This window comes from Nostoc sp. EspVER01, from assembly GCF_034530635.1.
Classification (GTDB): Bacteria; Cyanobacteriota; Cyanobacteriia; order Cyanobacteriales; family Nostocaceae; genus Nostoc.
This window is the reverse complement of the sequence record NZ_JAVRCS010000019.1, coordinates 108,611-126,623: the sequence shown is the minus strand read 5'-3', so window position 1 is coordinate 126,623 and position 18,013 is coordinate 108,611. Positions and strand designations below refer to the sequence as shown.

General features: G+C 39.4%; 11 protein-coding genes. 7 read left to right on the top strand and 4 right to left on the bottom strand.

Going from position 1 to position 18,013, the window contains the following annotated elements; genetic code table 11:
* Positions 1 to 495: 495 nt before the first annotated feature.
* On the bottom strand, positions 496 to 948 hold the full coding sequence (locus tag RMX69_RS17490; RefSeq protein WP_289799444.1) for an Hsp20/alpha crystallin family protein: 453 nt from the start codon (positions 946 to 948) through the stop codon (positions 496 to 498).
* A gap of 499 nt (positions 949 to 1,447) precedes the next feature.
* Here RMX69_RS17490 and RMX69_RS17485 point away from each other — a divergent pair, with 499 nt between their 5' ends.
* Both RMX69_RS17485 and RMX69_RS17480 read left to right on the top strand, forming a co-directional pair.
* Positions 1,448 to 1,759 (top strand): hypothetical protein, encoded by a 312-nt coding sequence (locus RMX69_RS17485; RefSeq protein ID WP_289799443.1) that lies wholly within the window; start codon positions 1,448 to 1,450, stop codon positions 1,757 to 1,759.
* Positions 1,760 to 2,292: 533 nt separating this feature from the next.
* Entirely contained in the window at positions 2,293 to 3,021 is a 729-nt protein-coding gene (locus RMX69_RS17480; protein ID WP_322638218.1) for a hypothetical protein, read from the top strand.
* 194 nt (positions 3,022 to 3,215) lie between these two features.
* Here the strand turns inward: RMX69_RS17480 and RMX69_RS17475 are convergent, their stop codons facing one another.
* Positions 3,216 to 8,885, bottom strand: coding sequence for an alpha-2-macroglobulin (locus RMX69_RS17475; protein ID WP_322638217.1), 5,670 nt, complete (start codon positions 8,883 to 8,885; stop codon positions 3,216 to 3,218).
* 495 nt (positions 8,886 to 9,380) lie between these two features.
* On the opposite strand from RMX69_RS17475, the gene pbpC reads away from it, so the two are divergent.
* On the top strand, positions 9,381 to 11,741 hold the full coding sequence (gene pbpC / locus RMX69_RS17470; RefSeq protein ID WP_322638216.1) for a penicillin-binding protein 1C: 2,361 nt from the start codon (positions 9,381 to 9,383) through the stop codon (positions 11,739 to 11,741).
* A gap of 36 nt (positions 11,742 to 11,777) precedes the next feature.
* On the opposite strand, the gene RMX69_RS17465 is transcribed toward pbpC, so the two are convergent.
* Together RMX69_RS17465 and RMX69_RS17460 are read right to left on the bottom strand one after the other, a co-directional pair.
* Positions 11,778 to 13,382, bottom strand: a complete 1,605-nt coding sequence (locus RMX69_RS17465; protein ID WP_322638215.1) for a sensor histidine kinase — start codon at positions 13,380 to 13,382, stop codon at positions 11,778 to 11,780.
* A 46-nt stretch (positions 13,383 to 13,428) separates the two neighbouring features.
* A complete protein-coding gene (locus RMX69_RS17460; protein ID WP_322638214.1) occupies positions 13,429 to 13,932 on the bottom strand; it encodes a hypothetical protein in 504 nt (167 codons plus the stop codon).
* 478 nt (positions 13,933 to 14,410) lie between these two features.
* Between RMX69_RS17460 and RMX69_RS17455 the strand changes: the two genes are divergently transcribed.
* From RMX69_RS17455 to RMX69_RS17440, 4 genes are all read left to right on the top strand, one after another.
* Complete coding sequence (locus RMX69_RS17455; protein ID WP_322638220.1) at positions 14,411 to 15,175, top strand: red chlorophyll catabolite reductase; 765 nt, start codon at positions 14,411 to 14,413, stop codon at positions 15,173 to 15,175.
* A gap of 418 nt (positions 15,176 to 15,593) precedes the next feature.
* Positions 15,594 to 17,012, top strand: a complete 1,419-nt coding sequence (locus RMX69_RS17450; protein WP_322638213.1) for an aldehyde dehydrogenase family protein — start codon at positions 15,594 to 15,596, stop codon at positions 17,010 to 17,012.
* 195 nt (positions 17,013 to 17,207) lie between these two features.
* A complete protein-coding gene (locus RMX69_RS17445) occupies positions 17,208 to 17,498 on the top strand; it encodes a GIY-YIG nuclease family protein (protein WP_289799435.1) in 291 nt (96 codons plus the stop codon).
* A 7-nt stretch (positions 17,499 to 17,505) separates the two neighbouring features.
* Positions 17,506 to 17,712, top strand: coding sequence for a hypothetical protein (locus tag RMX69_RS17440; protein ID WP_289799434.1), 207 nt, complete (start codon positions 17,506 to 17,508; stop codon positions 17,710 to 17,712).
* Positions 17,713 to 18,013: the final 301 nt, after the last annotated feature.

The following is an 18,013-nucleotide window of genomic DNA, read 5'->3' as shown; positions in this document are numbered from 1 at the left end:
CTATTACTACAGTAAACCTGATACTAGTTATCAGGTTTGCTTATTTAAAAGCAAATTTTTTTAAGATGGGTAGATATAGTCCAACCCAGTCATGGCGCTTTGCAATGGTGTACTCACCTACGGGAGGCAATGTCTTCTCTAGGAGACGCTACGCGTAGCTTGCTTCTGCATAGAGGTACAATGAGCTACGCCTACGCACCCTTGGGTTCTGTTGCTCACTCATACTATGGTATACATAAGTAGAATTAATTTATAAATCTTAAAAATAAAGGCGATCGCTCTCCAGTTCTTTTAGATAATTAATGTACACAAAACTTACATACCTGTTGCGGATAGTATTTACAAAAAAGCCTGGTCACTTGCATGACCAAGCTCTTAACTATTTCAATCAATTATTGCAGGTAAAGTAGTGCGTAGGCATAGCCCGCACTTCTCTACGAGACGCTGCGCGAACGGCTGCGCTCAGTGACCGTCGTAGACATCGCAAGCAAATCATTAGTTAGCAGATGGTTCCAAATTCACCTTGACAACTTTGTTCTTTTCTAGCTCAGTTTTAGGCAGTGTTAGATTCAAGATACCATCTTTATAATCTGCCGTAACGTCAGTATTTTTAATCCGAGCAGATAGAGGAATTACGCGTTGAAATTTACCGTAATGGAACTCACTTCTGGTAACACCTTTTTCCTCTGTTTTCGTTTCAGACTTCCGCTCACCACTAACGTAAACAGCATTTTCTGTTACTTGTACATCCAGGTCTTTAGCTTCTATTCCTGGCAGTTCTATCTTTAGATGAATCGCATCTTCAGTTTCTTGAATTTCAGCAGCAGGAACTTTGCTTAACCCTTTGTCAAACAATACAGATGGTAGTCTGGTATCTTCAAATAAACTATTGATTTGGTGTTGTAGAGTGTCAATTTCTCTCCAAGGATTCCAACGAACTAGTGTCATAGCTCTTCCTCGCATTAGTTAGTATTGTTTAATAAGTTTTGCACTTAACCTTGTGCTTACATCTTCTATATTATGCAGAGTTAAAGCTGCTGTAAATTCGGTTGTTAACACCAATTAATTGATGATTGCCGTACTAAACTAGATAAAAAAATGTTACGGGTTACTCTAATTTGTCTGTTCGGTAAACCCGAATAGACAAATTAGATTAACTAAATCAATAAACCTTCTGTTGAAGGGATAGCGCAGAAATATGATGCCTCAGTTGGTCTATGTCTACAACTGAGTAACAACGCTGCATAAATTTTTAGATAACCTCAGTTAAATATATATCTGTTCAAGTTGAATGAAACGTAGGATGCGATCAATTAAATCACCCGAATGGGTGAGGAGCAAATCAACCGTTCAGGTGAACTGGGTGCAGGAAGTTAAGACAGATAAAAAATAAGACTCTATTACTCAAGAACACTAATTGCACTTTCCTATAACTAAGGATAATCCTATGAAACTCTCTATCTTGATTGATTCTGTACTCATTGTTACTTCTATTGCTTTATTGCCTGGAATCGGTGGCGTTCAAATAGCTACTAGCAATAGTGGCGAACCTATAGCTATCAATTCTAACAATTCATCTAACGTCAGCTATCTCAAACCCTCTCAATACCAAACAGGAAACCTGACTGCATTAAATGTGGTTAAGACTGCTGTCAACCCTAAAAAGTTACCAGCACAAGCTTTGAATGATAAAGGTTATCTAAACGCTGTCGAGTCGCATCTGACATCATACACTACCACTAATGATTTATCTTACTAAGTACAGACTTGCGGAGGTTCGTAATGGATTTATAAAATGCTGTACTATCATCTGGTTGCTTTGACAAGAAAATTCATAATTAAACAAGAAAAGCTGCTGTCTCCCCCTAATCACCATCTCATTTGCAAAAATTACTTTCACCCCTCCAACACCTTGGAGGGGTTTTTAGTTGGTGCTACGGTTGCTACTTGCTCTAGCGTCGTCCCATGCACAGTAGCACTGGAATGCTTTCTGCTCCACAACGGCGTGATTCATGTCCGCTTGATTGCTTATTAAACCCGAAGAACCCCACCCCGCCAAAGCTGTGCTTTGTCTCCCCTGCCCGCAGGCGGGGAGGGGGTTGGGGGTGGGGTTATTTTATTATGGGTAATTTGGAGGACATGATATGACTCATCACAACTTTTAGAAAAAAGGGACAGGTCATAAATTATTTACTGTTCTATCAAATTAACGTTGTTAAGTTACTCAGCAGGTGTAGTTTTCACCTCCAGGCTGTGTTATGTATTGTGACGCGAAACAGGAGTATAGATACGTTGCGAAAGCTTTCTCCCGAATCTCCTCTATTTATTGTATTAATCATTATTAGTTTTCTAGTAGTAACTTTGTCAACTTGGTTATCATCTAAACCATTTGTTTTAAAACCATTTGGAGTTAATGAGATTGTCCAACTACTCACATTACAATTATTTATTTCTTTATTGCTAGAGCGTTCTTTAGAAGTTTTTATAACTACTTGGCGTGGCCCATTCGTTGAACAATTAGATATTAGTATTCAGCAAGAAAAGGCTCTCATTTCTGAGAAAATAAAACTTATGGAAGGACAACAGCAACAGTTTCCTTCTTTGGAATCAAATCAAATTAGTGGACTCCCACCAGAAGGAATGAGTTTAGAACAGCAAATAATCCAAAATTTTACGCAAAATCAACAAAACTCATTAAAAATTTTCAGGACACAAATGGATGATATAAATGAAAAAGAGCGCCAAAGAGCAGCTTATAAATCTGATACACGAACAATTGCTCTATGGACATCTCTTTTATTCGGTCTTTTAATGAGTGCAATAGGTGTTCGCTCAATTGAGCCACTTGTAGTTATTGATTTAGATAATCCCATACAAGTAATTATTTTCCGTTGTTTAGATGCACTGCTGACAGGAGGTTTAATTGCAGGAGGTAGCGAGGGAATTCATAAGCTCATAAAAGTTTTTATCGACTTTATGGAAGCTACATCTAAACAAATCAAAAATCAGGGATCGTCTTGATGAAACTTTGAATGCAGGATGATATTATCAATATTTTGATAATTATAGTAATATCTATTCTACATATAGGTAACATCTTCCCATAAATAATCTTTAATTTCTACAAAACTTTTATTGAACATATACAGATTTTGATTGTTATTATTTGTTGGCTGAGGTGAAAAGGCGATCGCATTGGTTATAGAACCGAGTTGTCATGACTTATCCTCAATCACCAATGTAGACTCAGCAGTACGCCCAAATTCTTCTGGCGCATATTGCAAGTGAACTTCTCCACCAGGCCAAGAAAATGTACCAGGAGTAACAGAACGGACTAAGTAATGCAGACTATAAACTCCTGGTTCCAGGTGGTCGGCGTAGGCGATAATGCGATCGCGGTACACATTCTTAAACCCAAGTTCCCAGCTATCGGCTTTTGCTTGTAATGCAGCGGTAGCGGTTTGAAAACTCGCATCCACCGCCTCAAAACCTGATGGTAAAGGATCTTTAATCACCAAATGATCCACAGAACGATCGGCGATGATTTCTAAACCAATATTAAACACCTGTCCAGAGGCTAAAGTCAAGGGTTTATCGAAAGCATAAAGACCTGTTTTTTGCAAAACTTTCTCTTTATTTACTTGACTAATTTCTCGTGTTATGCGTAGTCCGTTAAATCTGCCTGGTTGATTTCCTTGCAAGCGATAATTGTAAGCAACCAGATAGTGCAAAGTGCCATTACCTGATTTTTGCAGGGTTAAATCATTACGCCCACGAGGTAATTTATTCATGGGCACATTTAGCTGTAAGCTGGGATTTTGATAGCCATTAAAGCGATTTTCTCCTAACTTATTACCAGCTAATTCCACTGTGGCAACAAAATTAGGTGGTGTGGGTTGCAGTTGACTATAATCTACCAAAGCTGTTAAGGCTTGGGCATTATTATAGTTGGTTTGCCATGTACCATCGCGTCGTAATGCGAGAAGACTTTGGAATAACTTATCTATAACTTCGGGTTTACTTTGTTTGGCAATAAATAAGCGTAAAGCTTGCGCTTGCGTGGTAGTAGATGAACTCATCCATCCCCAACTGCTGGGTAAACTCACAACTGCTGTGCGACCAGTTTCATAAATATTCTGTTGCAGCTTATTCACTAATTGCTGAGATTCATCTTGCCATTCTGGGAATTGAGATAAGTATCGCGCTAGTTTAATTTGAGTTGCTACATCAAAGCTATTGCGCTGTTCATAAATATCTGCAAGGAAAGTATTGCGTTTGTCTCCTAATTCTGCTAAGGAGATTAAAGCATTAAGTTGCAGCTGCCTTTTACAGAGTAGTTGTTTACAAAAGTCGTATTCTCCGGGGTTTGCCAGAACTTTTTGTAAATAAGCTTTCAGGCTAGATACCATTGCAGAATCGACTAAATTAGGGAACACCTGACTAGCTTTAGCCAAAGATTCACCCGTATAGGAAGAAACCCAAGGGTCGGATTTTTCTTGTCCAGGGAAAGCAGCAAAACCACCATCAGCTATTTGGAGTTTTTGTAATTTTTCAATTGCTTGAGTCGCTTGTTGGCTAGGATTAAATTCTGCAAAGTTCTGACCGTATTTTTGGGTAATAGTTTGCAAATTAGCAGCAATTATTAACTGACTCGCCGCCGGTTCTGTGAATGGTAAATCATCATCTTCTAAAACTTGTTTTGCTGGTGCTTTAATTTCTGGAATCAAAGTACTCGCCAACTGAATATCTAAACCTCCCGCATCAGGGAAGGTATTTTTATCAACATTCAGGGGAATCTTCACCTGTTTTTCAGTGACACCAGATTCAACGACTTGTTCTGTAATTTCAATTGGCTTAATTTCCAAAGGTACTTCAAAAGCATCTGCGGCTGTACTATTTAGCTGAGTCGTAAAGCGAACTTTACCAACTCCCACACTATCCGCCAGCATGGGAAAACGATAAGCGTGAGTTGCGGATTCAGCTTTGATTTGTAAAGAAGTAGCTGTGGGGTTTTTCTCAGCAAACTTCACCGTACCGCTAAGTTCGCCATTAATTGAGAGATTTCCTGTATTCCCGGTGTTATTAGTTACAGATAAACCAGCAAGGATGCGATCGCCTGGACGGGCAAACTGTGGCAAGATGGCATTAGTTAGCAGTGGCTTGGTGCTGATAAACGTCGCATCGCCATTACCAAAACGCAGATTTCCATCGGTGGCGACAGCCATAACTCGCCATGTAGTTAAGTCATCCGGGAGTTTAAAAGTTATCTGTGCATTCCCATTTGCATCGGTGAGGACAGAACCGTTGTAGTAAGCTAAGGCTTGAAAATCGGTGCGAGTGCGAGTATTGGCTGCACCAGTTGAGAAACCACCGCCATAACCCCAACCTTTCGGTTTAGCTACATCTTGTGCTTGTAATATGACATCTGGGCGATTATCGCTAAAGCGCGTAGAAATTGGCTGTTCTGCATAAACTGTATCTACCAAATCTGGCGGACGATAACCAGAAAGTTGTAACACCGCCTCGTTTACCACCATGACAGTAAACTGTCCTTTGGTGGGGTTTCCTTGATTGTCCTTCAATTCTAGTTGTACCGTTTCCTCTGCACCAGGTTCTAATGATGCTTGCACTGGTTTAACTTGCAGTTTTAAATACTTATCTTCTAAATTCACTTTAAAAGGTGTAAAACCAATCTTCACCAAGTTATCTAAACTTCCCGCTTCCACTTGGTTGATGGGTTTACCTTGTCTTACTAAGACAGCTTCAATGGCTGCATTTGGCAACATTTCTGGTGTAACTTGAAACTGAATTTGTGGTGCGCCTCCCTGAACTTTGATAATCTGCTGATAAAGGGGTTTATCTTTAATCACAGCAAAGTATAATTCTGCATCTGGATATGGAGATTGAATTAGTGCAGTAGCCGTGTCACCAGGTTTAAACTCTTTTTTATCTAATTTAACTTCTAAGACATCATCTTCCTTAGAACCCCAAAATACCGGATTTTCTCCAGTTGCCCAAATTTGTAAATCTGTGGCACTTAATTCGCCTTTGGCATCGCTAAAATTAACTCTAATCCGATATGAAGCGGATTCCGGTGCTGTTAAACTTACCGATTGTGGATTACTTGCAGATGTAATTTCTGCTTGTCCTACTGTTTTATATTCAACTTGATTTTTTGGAGTTCGGCTACCTTCCACTAACTGCGTGACACTGCTATATTTAATCTGTTGTAATTCCAGACGCACCCGTTGACCGGTGATTGGTTTTCCTGTAGGGTCAGTAACAATCACTTCAATCGGGAAAGGCTTATTAGCATCAGCGATGAAATTACTTTTTAACCCGATGAGACGATTACTGGGTAAGGCTGTAAATGTTTTGGAATTCGCTACCGACAGATTAGAAACATCTGCAACTTGCACATCCACCTGGTAAGTCATCGGATATGGTAAATCATTAGCCACATTTACAGTTTGACTACTTTTACCATTAGCATCTAGTTGGGCATTAATTTGCAATACATCAGTAGATATAGTAGGGGTTTCCTCCGGCCATAACCATTGCCTACCAAAAGTAAATCCCTCCCAACCTTTAGGAACAAAATCAGTCTGCTGGCGAGTGATAAAATATTTTACTTCTCCACCTTCTACAGGTGCGCCAAACAAATAATTGCTTGTAGCATTAATATTAACTTTCTCGTCAATGAGAGCAAATTCTTTATCTAAGTTGAGTTCGACTTTAAAATTGGGTGGTTTAAACTCAGCTACCCGAAATTCTCCAGAAATTTCTTGTCCATTTTTACCTTTAGCCTGGATTGTATAGTAGCCTAAGCGCTGAGTAGTTTTGATTGGCAGTTCCAGAGAAAAACTGCCAAATTCATTTGTGGTTTGCGTACCTAAGCTGGTTTTTTGCCCATCGGGATTTACCAAAGTTAATTGGTAGGCAGCATTTTTGTCTTGCTGAATCGCACCATTTTGTAAATAGTCTGCAAAACCAGTTAACCAAGCCTTTTCGCCTGGTTGATATAACTGTCTATCCGAGAAAATTATCCCGCGCGATTGTGGCTTTTTATCTTGCCAACCCGCATCAATACCGTAGCCATAAACACCGCTATATTCTTCAGTTCTAGCAAATGCCCAATCTTGATTTTCACGGGCAATTACTAATAACTGTGGTGATTTGCTAGAACTTTCATTCCCAGCATAACATTGCTGTAATCCTTCACGAGCAATTCTAAAAATTCCATTGTCATCAGTTTTACCTGTTGCACAAGGTAAAGGTTCGGGGCGAGATTTTGCTTGTAATTTTGATTGATAAATTTCAACGGCAGCCGCTTTAACTGGTGAACCATCTGTAAGATGATTGATGCGAATTAACCCTGACTCAGGAAACCACTGAGTAAATACGCCCAAATTTGTCAATTCAACTAAGCCATAAGTCGTAGGTTCGCGCCACAGTTCCTTCCCATTCTCCTGATATTTATTCGTGCGGGCTTGAACTCCATAAGCTAACATCCCTGTAGCAGCACTAATTTTTTCTCGCAAAGGAACGGCAATATCAACTGATTGATTTTTCTTACCCGATACCTTAAAGCTTTGCCATTCAGAAGGTTGTGGTAATAACTCACTACTATTATTAAAATAAACTAAATCTGTCGGTTGAACTACTCGATAAGCGGCTTTATATTTAGATTCTGGCAGATTTCCCGTACTAATATTTAGCTGTAAATCTTTACTTGTAGGGAAAATATTCAAATCTGATGGTACCCAGATATCTCCAGCTAAATCTCCAGTGTCATATTTAAGTGTGACGGGTTTACCCAAAGTCTGCCCAAACTTATCTTTGAGATTTTCGCCGATAGTAATTGTATAAGTCTTGGCGGGTTCTAGCGCATAAGGATTGATGCCGACAATTTTATCTTCATCATTAACTTGCAGAATTCTCGAAATTTCTTTTGGTGCGGGATTGATGGTAATGTTTTCTTTAGCTGAATCTGCTAATAAAACGTTATTAAATTCTAGCTGGGGACTGCCTTTAACAAATCTTCCAAATGTTCCGCCTGAATCTGGCTGCCCGTAAAAGTTAATTTTCTGAAATGCTAAAGGCGAATAAGTTGCTAACTTAGTGGCAAATTCTTTCTCTGTAGGTAGATTGCCATAAGCAGGACGTATGCCTGGAGAAAATACTAGCCGATAACTAGTTGCTTTTTCTAGATTTTGCTGTGGATTGAGGTTATAAATCCAATTGCGTGCTGAAGGGTCAAATTTTTCTAAAGGGTCTTCTTCATTTTTTAATGGTTTTTCTTCTTTGTTTAATTCAACTTTAAAACCTGTACCTTTACTTTTACCTTCGGGAATTAGCTGTAAATGTTCTTGTACAGAAGTTAAATCCAATTCAACATTTGAAGTAAACTGTAACTTCTGTTGTAAATCAATTGGTTCGATATCAGCCTTCTCTATGGGATTGACACCGGGTAAATTAGTCAGTTTGATAGATTCAGTGTTGAAAGTCCAAGGCAAATCTTTGTCTAGGCGATGATTTTTTAAATCGGCTAAACCTGCTTTGAGAGTGACTTGAAATCTTGTCGCTATTGGCAAAGCTTTCTCAGCTTGAAAACCTACCATGCGCGGTGTTAAAAAGCGAAATTGACCGGGTAAAGGCGGCCAAAGGGCAAATTTTTGTAATATTTTTTGCTGTTCTGGACTATCAAGATTTTCAACTGGGATTAAAGCTTCTTTAAAACGGATGCGGATTTGGTTGAGGGGTTTTGCATCTGCAATGGGACTAATTTGTTCAATCCAGTCTGGTAATTTTGGTGGTGTGAGTGAGGAAACTGCTGGGAGTTGTTCTTTACTTGAGTTGATACCAAAAAAATTACACCCTGCCATCCCTAATATAAATGTAAAGAGAAGGAGAAAGTGTATTGTTCTCTTCCGGCTTGAAGAACGCCTAATTTTTTTTAAAGAACTGCCAATAACCCTAAAAAGGCGATAGGTTATTTTATGCTGGAAACGCAGTACAACTCTGATAATCATTTTTCTAGTAATTAAAAATAAAAAATTCATGCACTATAGCAAATCAGAACTTGCATTACCTGATGGAGTCGGAAATGCCAACATTAATAAAGGATGCAAGATAACTAGTTATTTTTACACAAGCTGCGGAGGTAACGTATGTTTATTTACATAAATAACTAATCTAGTGTTATTGTTCCAAAAATAACTACAATTCTTAACTATAAAGAAGTATTTAAATTTCGCAAACATTAATTTACATCTGCTCAGTTAGTAAAAATTAATTATTAAGGATTTGAAATATTTACTGATGTAGATGTAATCGCTGCGTCAAGATTAAGGTAGGTTTTCTTGGGCAGGGATTCCCTGATGAAACTCATTTTACGATCGCTACTCAAACTTAAGCGCACTAGTAAAATTATCCTAGCTGTGCTGTTAATCTGTCTGGTGGTACGCTTACTCCCTTATTTTGCGCCCATTCGGGCCGCAGATATTGCCCAAAATCAGTTGGCAATGCAATTTAGCGATCGCAATGGTTTACCATTAGGAACATTGCTCACCCGTGACCAAGAACATACATCAGTAGTACCCCTAAATCAGGTTTCGCCCCAGTTTATCCATGCTATTTTAGCCGCCGAAGATGGCAGCTTTTATCATCATGGGGCCTTGGATATGAAAGCTGTTATCCGCGCCAGCAAAGAAGCCATCCACGCGAAACGTATTGTTTCTGGCGCTTCCACAATTACTATGCAGTTGGCGCGGATGTTACAACCCGTCCCGCGTACTCTGTCAGGTAAAATGCAAGAGATTTGGCTATCTTGGCGGTTAGTAGCAGGGATGAATAAAGATGAAATTCTCTCTGCATATATCAATCGCCTCCCAATGGGCGGGAATATATATGGTGTGGAAGCAGCCGCGCAGACTTATTTTTCCATCCCTGCTAGTGAATTGAATCTTGCTCAAGCTAGTTTGTTGGCTGCTATTCCCAATAATCCCACATATTTCAATCCTTACGAACATTGGGAACGGCTGAAGCAGCGGCAAAAATACGTCCTTAATCGGATGATACAGGAAAAGTATATTAGTGGAGCGATTGCTACCCGAACACACACCGAAAAAGTTGTGTTTCAATCTCGCCAGCGGGGAATTATCGCTGCACCACACTTTTTATTTTGGTTAGCCAATCAGTTTGATAAGACGCAAACAGAACAAAATTCCCCCATCCGCACGACTATAAATCGCCCTTTGCAGCAGTTTGTCGAAGCACAGGTACAGCAGATAATTTCTTCCCTAGCCGCTAACAATGTTCATGATGCAGCTGCGTTGGTGATTGATAACCAGACTGGTGAAGTTTTGGCTTATGTCGGTTCACCTGATTACTTTAATGAAGCCAAACTGGGACGCAATGATGGAGTGCAAGCGCTACGTCAACCAGGTTCTACCCTCAAGCCTTTTGTCTATGAACTAGCTTTAGAAAAAGGTTTAATTCGCCCAAACACCATTTTGGCAGATGTACCCGCCCATTATGCAATTCCCGGCGCGAAACTTTACAGCCCCACAGATTACACCGAAAGATTTCTTGGCCCGGTGCGGGTGCGAATCGCTTTAGCAAATTCTTTAAATGTACCTGCAATAAAGGTGTTAGAAAAAGTTGGTGTGGAAACTTTTTTAGAACGACTGCATCAACTGGGATTTGAACACCTCAATCAAACTCCAGAACATTATGGTTTAGGTTTGACTCTAGGTAGTGGCGAAGTCAGTCTTTGGGAATTAGCCCGTGCTTACCTGACCATAGCACGACAAGGAGAGGCGATTCCTTTAGTAAGCACATTTTCCAATTCCCCAATTCAAAATCGTTCGACTGAGCAAAGTCAAAGTCCCAAATCTCAAATCGTTCGACTGAGCGTTCGCGTAGCGTCTCGGAGAGAAGTCGAAGTCCAAAATCCGACAATATGGCAATTAATCACCAATATACTCAGTGACAGCTATGCTCGTGCAACAGCATTTGGTGTAGACTCGGTGTTAAATTTACCCTTTCCTGTTGCTGTTAAAACTGGCACTTCTTCCAATTTTCGTGATACTTGGACTGTTGGCTTCACCACAGATTATACCGTCGCTACTTGGGTAGGCAATTTTAACGGTGAACCGATGCGACAGGTTTCAGGTGTGACGGGCGCAGCACCTTTATGGAATCGAATTATGTTACATCTGCACGAACATCAAGAACCAGCAGCTTTTCCATCTCCAAAAGGTTTAGTGCAATTACCTGTTTGTGCAATTTCTGGATTACGACCCACACCAGATTGTACCTCAGTGGTGCAAGAATATTTCTATCCTGAAGATAAAAGTAATTACGAACGTGACAATCAATTCAATTTACCACCAGAGTATGATGAATGGTTAGCAAAACAACAGCAGTCAAATTTTACTTCTACCAGTTTGAGAATTTTATCTCCGCATCATGGCGATTTATTTTTAGTTTATCCTGGTGAAGAAGCACAGCAAAAACTCGAATTTAAGCTAGCGGGAAATAAATCTAGACCAGTGGAGTGGTGGTTAAATGGCGAAAAGTTAGATACAAACTCAGCTAATTCTTTATTTTGGAATTTGCGTCCTGGTAAGTGGACTTTGGAAGCGAAAAGCGGGGAAATGAGTGACAAGATAACTTTTCAGGTGGAGTTAGCTAATGTTAAACCTACGCGTCGAGGATTTTCTATTAGTAATAATTAAAATAGCAAAAATGCCTCTCTATCAATGGGTAACTATTTAACGTGTCTGCTTGATAGGAATCTCAATGATAAACTCTGTACCCTTACCAGGTAGAGAAATACACTGAATTTTTCCTTGATGTTTTTCCACTATAATCTCGTAACTAATAGATAATCCTAAACCAGTACCTTTACCTATAGGTTTAGTAGTAAAGAAAGGGTCAAATAATCTAGCTTGATCTTCTTCAGTTATTCCTAAACCATTATCTTTTATACTAATAATTACAAACTCTTCATTTTTAACTTGAGTATGAATAATAATAGAATTAAGCTGTCTTTCAATATCTCCTTTTAAACACTCTACTTCCCGTTGATGTAAAGCATCAATAGCGTTACTGAGAATATTCATAAATACTTGATTTAATCCTCCTGCATAACATTCAACAAGAGGTAAATCACCATAATCTTTGATAATTGCAATTTCCTGCTGTTTATGATTTTCTTTGAAACGATACTGTAAAATTAATAGGGTGCTATTAATTCCTTCATGAATATCAACAAATTTCATTTCTGCTTCATCAAGGCGTGAGAAGTTACGCAAAGTTAGTACAATTTCGCGAATACGTTCAGTACCAACTGCCATTGATGATAATATTTTTGGCATATCATCAACAATAAACTCTAAATCTATTTCATTAATTAGAGTAGTTATTTCTGGTTTTTCACTAGAACATTGTTGCTGATACAGTTTAATTAAAGTTAGTAATTGCTGACTATATTCTCTAATATGTATCAGATTACCATAAATAAAATTAACTGGATTATTGATTTCATGAGCAACACCAGCAACTAGCTGACCTAATGAAGACATTTTTTCAGTTTGAATAAGTTGTACTTGAGTGTGTTGCAATTCTTGCAGTGTATTTTGTAACTGAACATTTTTATGTTTTAATTTTGCCGTTCTCTCCGCAACTTGCATTTCCAATCGAGAATTTGTTTCTTCTAAAGCGGCTTGAGCAATTTTTTTAGCTTTTAAGTATTGCTGTAATAAATGCAATACTAAAAGCCATGCCGGAATCAACATTGCTAAACTTATAATAGACTCCGAAATTGCCCATAGGATTCTTTGATAATATTCATCAACTTTCTGCTGTAATTGAAGCGATATATTAGACTTTCTTTTCATCACCCCATCAGCATAAATTTGCTTCTGAGTTTCATATTCGCGGCTAAAAAGTAGTTGTTGTGCTGTCTCTTTTTGATTTTTCTTAACTAAATCAAAAGATTGATATTCCATTGCGACTAGGCGCTGATTAGCAGCATCAATTTTCTTAGCATCCTCATTTTTATATGCTTTAGGAGCTAGTTTAATCGATTCTTTAATAGCAATATCAAGCTTAGGTTCAAATTGGCGATATCGTTGTTCCCAAATAGTGTTTCCTGTAGCAGCATTCATGCGGGCTGACATGGTTAGTACTTCATCAAAATAAGTAATTTTATCACTTAATATTTGAAGTTTAAATTCATTTTTAGTAATACTATTGAAGTTATAATATGCTTGCAAGTTTAGCCAAATTTGAGGAATGAATAAGAGCAGAGTAAGCAGTACTGTGACGGTTATTAGTTGAGAGGAAGCAAATCTCAGTTTATAAGGTAGGTGCATTTTAATACTCTTTTTTTAGATATATTTTAATTAATTTTTGTCGCCATTAATACTCTTGCATAAGTCTAGATTCATCAGTATTGATACCGAAAAAGTTTCTCAAAAATCCTATGGTTTCATTTTGGTAAATTTCAAAGTCAATTTCATTTATTTGTTTAATTTTAATCTTTCTGCCATAAACAAATCCTAATTTAAAACTCATGAAGTCTAGCCTGGAAAAATTATAAGGAACTGGATATATAAATTTAGCAAAGAATTGATAGATGAACAAATGTAATTGGTTGGTCTTTAAGTCATTACCCATTGTAAATCCTATGACAAAAGCTTCATCTTGAGAAGAAATCCCTCTATCTAAAAGTATGTGAATATAATCATGATGGAGCAGACTAATTTTTCCAGGTAATGCCATTATGCTATTAGGATTCTCTAGCAGCCAAATGACAAAAGGCATTTTCGGCTTACCATGTAACCTAAATACTAATGAATGTGCTTTTTTCAAATTCATTTGAGCGATATCTATTTGAAAAGCTTTATCTAAATTAAAAGCCATATTATGTATATTTATAATCAAACAACTAACTTATTAATATTTGTTTTTCTTATAATTTGTCTATAATTCTCAACAAAATTATTTTGATTTTTATAATTAAGTATATAAAAAATAATTTTACATAAAATTCCAGTATTATCACTGAGGCTTGTGCTAAGAGCAAAAGCATCTAAATGAAAAATCATCGACTGAGATATAGCAATCCTATTTGATTTGTGAAAATGCGCGGTTCCAGATCCCCTACTTCTCGAAGAAGTAGGGGATCTAATTCTTCACAAATGATTTAGGATTGCTATAAATTGCTGCAACTCTGCTGTGAAAAAAGATGTTGCTGCAATAGCTCGATCGCGCTTTGTTGATGGACTATTTCTCACAGTCTTGAATTCAATGAATGCGTTGCTCGATACAAGTAACGAATTAGATACCGGAAAGTGTCAAACTAAATATGAAGTTTATAGAAAAACTGCAAACTCAAACCATGACTCAGCAACCAACTGATTTAGACAAAAAAGCTGTATTTGAGCAGTTGTGGGAGATTACAAAGGAACTCCGCCAAAAATTAGAGGCTCGTTTTCAGTTACATCCAGACCCTTCTGTAGAAAATTTACAGCAATACAGCAGTCTTGATGGCAACATGAAGGGTTCGCTGACTGCTTTTTCCGGGAAGGAAATTGACTGGCTAGTGCATTCGTGGTTGGGAAACCCGGAAAAATCAAACTTTGGGACTATGCGTCTCACTACTTGGTTGAAGTCCCATATTCAGGTTCCTCATTTGGCCTTCGAGTTTGGCACACTTCCAAATATTTTCTTTTATATAGATTACATTCCCCGAACTGAGCTTTTAACCGATTTGGCATCTCTAGATCGCTACTATGAGCCAGTTAATGAAACATTCTTAAAGTTACAGCAAGATTCGCGGCTCAAGGTATTTACTAGCAAAAGTGCGTATATTCGCCTATTTCAATCGCCTGTTAGCTTGTGTTACACAGGCGCACCTACTTTTGAAACTCTCGAACTAACTCGCACACTTGCACACGAAACACTCGATCGCTGGTTAACTTGGGTAGATGCAGCTGAACCTGTGCCAGAAGATGCACGAGAAACTTTAGCTGCTCGTGATTTAGCGCTCCGCCGTATCAGTGCTGAACGCGATCCAGGTAATAAATTTGCCGCACAGATATTTGGCTCCGAATTGACAGAGAAACTTGTGCGATCGCTCTGGGGTGGCGATCGCATTCTCTAAATTAGTCATTTGTCATTGGTCATTTGTCATTAGTCACTTGTGCTGAGTTTCGACTGCGCCGTAATCAAGCGACTTGTGCCGAGCGAAGTCGAGGTAAGTCGAGATTCAACTACCGCGTAGTCATTGGCGTAGCCTCTCGTAGAGAAGTATTGGTCATTTGTTATGACTCTCAATCTTCTATGTCCACTAATTTAGAATCATACTGCGCTTTAGCATCGCAAGTTACCTGTTATGCAATCAACCTTCACTTGCGATCGCCAATCACACTTTTACCCTGCTAATACTATGCTGGAAAGAGAAGTAGACCGCAAACACAGCAAACCACCATTGAGTGCTTAAGCAACTGGGGATGATTTGAATTTGGGAATGGAAATTGGGGATTAGGAAGTAATAACAAATGACAAATGACAAATGACAAATGACAAAACCAATAGAAGTCCGCAATCCCCGAACTGGAAAATTTGACTACGTAATTATCCCGCAGCCTCCAAGGTTGGTGGTACAGCAATGTAAGCGGACGCGTCGGGCACAAGTTCGCTGGCAGAAATTGGGCTTAGAGGGGAGAATTGAAGCTTTACAGCAGTGGAAAGATGCGATCATATCTGGACGCGATCGCCTCACGGAAGCTTTGGTAAATGATACAGGAAGATTGTCAGCCTCGGTATTAGAAATAGACTCCTTACTCTCCAGCATTGATCGCTGGTGTCGGTTAGCACCGGAATTGCTGCAAGAATCGGCAAAAAATACAGCCATTCCCTTTATTGCCTTGCAACAAACATCTGTTCCTTATCCCTTAGTTGGGGTAATTAGCCCGTGGAATTTTCCGCTGTCACTGTCTACTGTTGATACCATTCCGGCATTGTTGGCAGGTTGTGCTGTCATTGTCAAACCCAGTGAAATCACTCCCCGCTTCGTAGCACCACTGATTACAGCACTCAATACTGTTCCCAAATTGCACGAGGTATTAACTTTTGTGGAAGGAGCAGGTGCAACCGGATCTACTTTAATTGAAAATGTAGATTTGGTATGTTTTACAGGCAGTGTCGCCACAGGGAGAAAAATTGCACAGGCAGCTGCAAAACAGTTTATTCCAGCTTTTTTGGAATTAGGAGGAAAAGATCCTGCGATCGTTTTAGAATCAGCCAATTTAGAATTAGCAACCTCAGCAATCTTGTGGGCTTCCGTCGCCAACACCGGACAGTCATGCCTCTCAATTGAGCGAATTTACGTTGCAGACTCCATATTTGAAAAGTTTTACCATCAACTAGTAGCCAAAGCACATCGCCTTGAGCTAGCCTATCCCACAGTCGAAAGTGGAGAAATTGGCCCGATCGTTGCCGAAAGACAAGCAGCCATTATTAGCGATCATCTCATAGATGCAGTTGAAAAAGGAGCAGTAATTCACTGCGGCGGTGTCATCGAGGATTTAGGTGGGGGTTGGTGGTGTCGTCCAACAGTGCTTACCCAAGTTAATCATTCCATGAAAGTGATGACCGAAGAGACTTTCGGCCCCATTATGCCAATAATGCCCTTTTCTACAGTAGAGGAAGCGGTGTCTTTAGCAAATGATTCAATCTATGGATTAAGTGCTGCTGTATTTGCCTCGGAAATAGAAGCCTTAGAAGTTGCCCACCAGATAGATGCAGGTGCGATTAGTATCAATGATGCTGGACTCACCGCCATCATGCACGAGGGAGAGAAAAATGCCTTCAAATTCTCCGGTATGGGAGGTTCACGCATGGGTGTGGCGGCGCTGAAACGGTTTATGCGAAAAAAAGCTATTTTGATCAAAACTAACGCTACTAATGACCCTTGGTGGTTTGGGAATGGGGAGTGACCAATGCCATCATCACCATGCAACTCATTACCGTAACTAATAATTTATCGAAAGCCTAAAAGCCTGCCCTTGAAAGGTGGGGTTCTTCGGGTTTAATAAGCAATCAAGCGGACATGATATGATTCTGAACTTCAAGCTCAAGCTCGGAGAATTCTGGATGCGATCGCTTTCATTCCTTTTGAACAATGCCAAACCTTGACCTGTGAATTTGGCAGTATTCCGGCTCGTCCTGGCATCTATGCAATCAGGCACAGAACTGACGGATTGCTGTACATCGGTAAAACCAAAAGCTTGCGGGGGCGTTTCAGTGGTGGACACAAAGCTTTTTTGTGGGCGTGGCTCGATAAGTATAACGATGAAGATGTGCGAATCGCAGTGCAATTGATTTCACATTGGGAAAACCCTACGTTACTATTGGAGCTAGAAGCCATTATTTTAAGAGCTACCGAACCTCCTTACAACGTCCAAATTCCAACCGAAGGGTAGTAAAGCGATGCAAGCAAAACTCCAAGAGCAACTTTCCCCCAATGATGCCGAAGTTATTTTGGGATGCTTACCTGAACGAATTCACGCCGCTCTAATTACTCGTGCTACTAAAATTGAATATCCAATCGAAGCAGTTATTGAGATGGCGATCGCAAGTTTTCTCGATACAGAGGCATTGGGTTTTGCAGATTGCAAGCCAGGGCGTGGACAATAAAAGCGTCAACTGGCGATCGCAAGCGGCGGGACTGACGAAAGATATTGGTGTGGATACAGAAGAACATTAGAAGCCGACGATAAATGCGTAGGCGTAGCCTGCCGCAGGCATCGTTTGAAAAAAAAGCGGAATTCGTTATGCTTCACATCAAGTTATAATTTCATTTCTCCCCTCAAAGATAAACGCTTATTATTCTCCAGTCCGCGCAGGTGGTCACTGAGCCGGTCGTTGTGCGGACTTTGTTTGTGTAGCCAAGACTTCCAGTCGTTAGGCTTTTATCTCCAATCTCAAGTTAGTAAGG

Coding starts and splice junctions, on each gene's coding strand:
- RMX69_RS17490 (WP_289799444.1), bottom strand. CDS start 948: ATGACACTAGTTCGTTGGAATCCTTGGAGAGAAATTGACACTCTACAA.
- RMX69_RS17440 (WP_289799434.1), top strand. CDS start 17,506: ATGCAAGCAAAACTCCAAGAGCAACTTTCCCCCAATGATGCCGAAGTT.
- RMX69_RS17485 (WP_289799443.1), top strand. CDS start 1,448: ATGAAACTCTCTATCTTGATTGATTCTGTACTCATTGTTACTTCTATT.
- RMX69_RS17475 (WP_322638217.1), bottom strand. CDS start 8,885: ATGGCAGGGTGTAATTTTTTTGGTATCAACTCAAGTAAAGAACAACTC.
- RMX69_RS17455 (WP_322638220.1), top strand. CDS start 14,411: ATGACTCAGCAACCAACTGATTTAGACAAAAAAGCTGTATTTGAGCAG.
- RMX69_RS17450 (WP_322638213.1), top strand. CDS start 15,594: ATGACAAAACCAATAGAAGTCCGCAATCCCCGAACTGGAAAATTTGAC.
- RMX69_RS17465 (WP_322638215.1), bottom strand. CDS start 13,382: ATGCACCTACCTTATAAACTGAGATTTGCTTCCTCTCAACTAATAACC.
- RMX69_RS17460 (WP_322638214.1), bottom strand. CDS start 13,932: ATGGCTTTTAATTTAGATAAAGCTTTTCAAATAGATATCGCTCAAATG.
- pbpC (WP_322638216.1), top strand. CDS start 9,381: ATGAAACTCATTTTACGATCGCTACTCAAACTTAAGCGCACTAGTAAA.